This window comes from Bacteroidales bacterium (assembly GCA_041671145.1).
Lineage (GTDB): Bacteria > Bacteroidota > Bacteroidia > Bacteroidales > JAHJDW01 > JAQUPB01.
In genome coordinates this window covers 1-4,401 of the sequence record JBAZBZ010000075.1, presented here as the reverse complement: position 1 = coordinate 4,401, position 4,401 = coordinate 1, and the positions used below count along the sequence as shown (strand labels likewise).

The 4,401-nt window shown below is 32.3% G+C and carries 2 protein-coding genes; one reads left to right on the top strand and one right to left on the bottom strand.

Annotated features, from left to right (window positions below):
• Positions 1-397 precede the first annotated feature (397 nt).
• Positions 398-3,136, top strand: coding sequence for a DNA gyrase/topoisomerase IV subunit A (locus tag WC223_13785; GenBank protein MFA6925312.1), 2,739 nt, complete (start codon positions 398-400; stop codon positions 3,134-3,136).
• A 45-nt stretch (positions 3,137-3,181) separates the two neighbouring features.
• Here WC223_13785 and WC223_13780 read toward each other — a convergent pair.
• The coding region (locus WC223_13780; GenBank protein MFA6925311.1) for a peptidylprolyl isomerase at positions 3,182-4,401 on the bottom strand (1,220 nt) is incomplete at its 5' end.

Here is a 4,401-nt window from a genome sequence, read left to right as displayed (position 1 = left end):
TTCTGGCAATCCTGTATCATAGTACTTATTGCTAATGACCTATTTTGTTTCATTTTATCTTTTTTTGATTTAATTATAGGTCAAATATAATACTTTTTTATTTATGTTAGTGCCATTACTCTCGAGAGGGAATACAAGGGTTTTTTTTATTTTTTATTTTCGCTATTCGAAATTCAGTGTTCGATAGATGATATTTTTATTTGCTCTTTTAATTTTTCAATCTTTGAATTCTTAAATAGTAATCATTCGTACATCATACATCTTAATTCAACAACCTCTTATTTTACAAGGAATATCAGTGTTAAAAAAAAAATCACAACTTTTATTAAATTGCATTTTCAAATTTTATAAATTTGCTGCTTCTTAATAAAATTTTTAGAATTTCCGGAAAAAGAAAATGCCCGACAATATTGAAGAAATAGAACAGCACGCCGAAGATATACGCAACATTACTCACCTTTCAGGGATGTACGAGAACTGGTTCCTTGATTACGCTTCGTATGTTATTCTCGAAAGAGCCGTTCCTCATATTGACGATGGTTTAAAACCCGTACATCGCCGTTTGCTTCATTCAATGAAGGAACTCGATGACGGGCGATATAACAAAGTTGCCAACATCATAGGTCACACAATGAAGTACCACCCTCATGGCGATGCTTCAATAGGTGATGCTCTTGTGCAAATGGGACAGAAAGACCTTTTGATTGACACACAGGGAAACTGGGGAAATATTTTTACAGGCGATAACGCTGCGGCAGCCCGATACATCGAAGCACGACTATCACATCTTGCCCTTGATATTGTTTTTAATCCAAAAGTTACCGAATGGAAAACTTCGTACGACGGCAGGAACAAAGAGCCTGTAACGCTTCCCGTAAAATTTCCATTATTGCTTGCTCAGGGTGTTGAGGGTATTGCAGTGGGGCTTGCATCCAAGATTTTACCGCATAATTTCAACGAACTTATTGATGCGTCAATAGAAATACTGAAAGGACAAATTCCGACGATATATCCCGATTTTCTGACGGGCGGACTTATAGATACTGCAAAGTACAATGACGGTTTAAGAGGCGGCAAAATCAGAATAAGAGCAAGAATTGCACAGCTTGATAAAAAAACATTAGTAATAAAAGAAATACCTTTTGGCTGCACAACTACTTCGCTTATTGATTCGGTTGTTAATGCTAATGACAAAGGAAAAATTAAAATCCGCAAAATTGAAGACAATACTGCCGAATTTGTTGAAATTCTTATTCATCTTGCACCTGGTATTTCTCCCGACCAAACAATTGACGCATTATATGCTTTTACCGATTGTGAAGTTTCGGTTTCACCTAACAGTTGTGTGATTTCAAATGATAAACCTCAATTTCTGGGTATTTCCGAAATATTGAAAATTTCAACGCAAAGAACAGTTGATTTACTTAAAAAAGAACTTGAAATAATAAAACGTGAACTTGAAGAGCAGTTGTTTTATTCCATTCTGGAAAAAATATTTATAGAAAATAAAATTTACAGATTTATTGAGAATTGCGAAACTTGGGAATCGGTCATTCAGACAATACATAAAAAACTTGTTCCTTTCAGAAAACAACTGAAAAGAGATGTTACCGATGAAGATGTTGCACGGCTTACAGAAATAAAAATAAAAAGAATCTCGAAATTCGATTCTATAAAAGCAAATGAAGAAATAAAAAAAATAAAGGTAAATACTGATGAAGTAAAAAATCATCTTGCACATATTATAGATTATGCAATAAATTATTTCAGGCAAATAAAAAAGAAATACGGAAAAGGAAAAGAAAGAAAAACCGAAATAAGAGTGTTTGATACCATTGAAGCCGCAAGTGTTGTAGTTGCAAATCAAAAACTTTATATAAATAAGAATGATGGATTTGCTGGTACATCGCTTACAAAAGACGAGCTTGTTTGCGAATGTTCCGACATAGATGAAATAATTGTTTTCAGGGATGATGGGACTTTTATTGTATCAAAAGTTTCTGAAAAATTTTATGTAGGTACAAATGTTATTCACATTGCTGTTTTCAAAAGAAATGACGAACGCACCGTTTACAATATGATTTACAGCGATGGTTTCAAAGGCAAAATTATGGTAAAGCGGTTTTCGGTTGTCGGTGTTACAAGAGATAAGGAATATAATCTGACAAAAGGAACCAATGGCAGCAAGGTTTTGTATTTCACTGTAAATCCTAATGGCGAAGCTGAAACAATTACTGTTCACATTAAACCTCGTCCTAAACTCAGAATTACGGTTTTTGATTTTGATTTTTCAACACTATTGATTAAAGGAAGAAATTCCATTGGAAATATTCTGACGAAGTTCGCAATTCATAAAATTGTATTGAAAGAAGCCGGAAGTTCAACACTCAGCTCGCTTGATATATGGTTTGATGAGGCAATAAAACGACTTAATACCGATAAGTACGGAAAATATCTTGGCTCCTTTAATGAAGGCGAAAAAATTCTTACAATAATGCAATCGGGGCATTATAAACTGACAAGTTTCGATTTGACAACCCACTTCGACGATGACCTGATTTATATTGAAAAATTTGAATCACAGAAAATATTTACAGCCGTTTATTACGATGGCGAACAGAAATATTTTTTCATGAAAAGATTTTTAATTGAACCTACTGACAAAAAAGTAAGCTTTATAAGTGAAACCGAAAATTCTTATTTGGTGGGCATTTCAGCCGACGATTATCCGCGTGTGGAAATTAATTTCAGAAAAGAAAAAGGAAAACAAAAACCAAATGAAAAAATAAATGCAGCAGAATTTATTGATGTGAAGGGTTATAAAGCAAAAGGAAAACGTCTTAGCAATTTTACAATAAATCAGGTTGCGTTTATTGAACCACTGAAACCTAAAGTAAAACCCGTTGAAGAAATCAAAACCAATGAAGAAAAAAAAGAAATAATTCCTCAAAAAGAAAAGAAAAAACCTGTTGAAGAAAAAACAATTAAAGAATTAGAAATACCCATCAAACAAATTAAAAAACCTGCTAAGGAAGAAAATATAAAAAAAATCATTAAACAACTACCTGAAGAAAAAAACAAATCAGAAAATAAAAAGAATGATAAGGATAAACCTAAACAAATGAAGCTGTTTTAGATTTACTTTAGCTGCAAAGGCGCAAAGTTTTTTATAAAAACCAACTTATTTTATAGTAGACAGAATTTCTTTATTAACCGTAACAGGATATTTTTTTCGGAGTTGTTCTATCCATTCTTTTTCAAGTACATTTTGGTAATCAACGGTAACAAGACCTTTTGCTTCAGCTAAAGTTTTTGGCTCAGAAGGTAAAATTTTATGAACATCAACAAAAACATTTGATTTGTAAACTTCAATATTATTTGATATGCCTTCTTGCCATTGAATCAGGTCTATTGCTTTATTCTCACCTTTTGAGTATTTGCCGTTTTCAATTTTAAGTTCCAGTTGCGAATTTTTATTTATTTCATTTAAAATGTCGCTTTCTACTTTTTTATCTTTCAAAAGTTCTCTTACTTTTTTTGAAACATCTTCAGTAGCACAGGTATAAATTGTTGCATCAACTCTTTGTTCCCAAGTATATTTATTTTTATTTTTTTCATAAAAATCTTTTAATCCCACAGAATCTTTAACTGCTTTCGACCATACTTTATTATCAGTAAGTTCAAAAAGCAAAATGCCATCGCGGTATTCGTTCATAAGGTTTTTAAATTCGGGATATTTTTGTTCGAGCTTGCTGTTTTCATGTTCAATTGTGGCATCGTCAACATATTTTTCAAACTGATTATTTACTATAACTTCAAAAGAACCTGGAGCTCTGCTTACCTGATGTTCTGCCAGATATTTTGCGAAATCTTTTTGAGTATAATTTTTATTTGCGAGTTTAAATAAAACTTCCTTTAGGTTATCAGCTTTTTCGGCATTCCATTTTCCCTGAAAGTATGTTGTATCAAGCAATGTGTAAAAAGGAGACAAGTTCTTTTTATATTCAACGAAATTATTTTCCTTTTTAATTTTATTTATCAGGTTTCTTTTGGGAAGTTCTGAGCGTACATCCTTTAGAATTTTTGCTTTTATATCGGCTTTGGCATCTTCAAATGAAGGAAGCGGTTTAAGGTCAATTTTTTTAATTATATGCCAGCCATAATCCGTTTTTATTGGTTCTGAAATATCACCTTTATTTTTTAACGCAAATGATGCAGCTTCAAATTCAGGCACCATACGTCCGGTGGCGAAAGGAGCCATTACTCCTCCTTTTACTGCCGAGCTTTTATCTTCCGAATATTTTTTTGCCAATTCTTCAAAGCTTTCACCTGCCTTGATTTTATTATATATTTCAAATATTTTATTTTTTCCTTTTGCAATTGATGTATCAGAAAAATCGG

Bases quoted from the DNA above. Each gene is read 5' to 3' on its own strand.
- WC223_13785 (MFA6925312.1), top strand. From the start codon at position 398: ATGCCCGACAATATTGAAGAAATAGAACAGCACGCCGAAGATATACGC.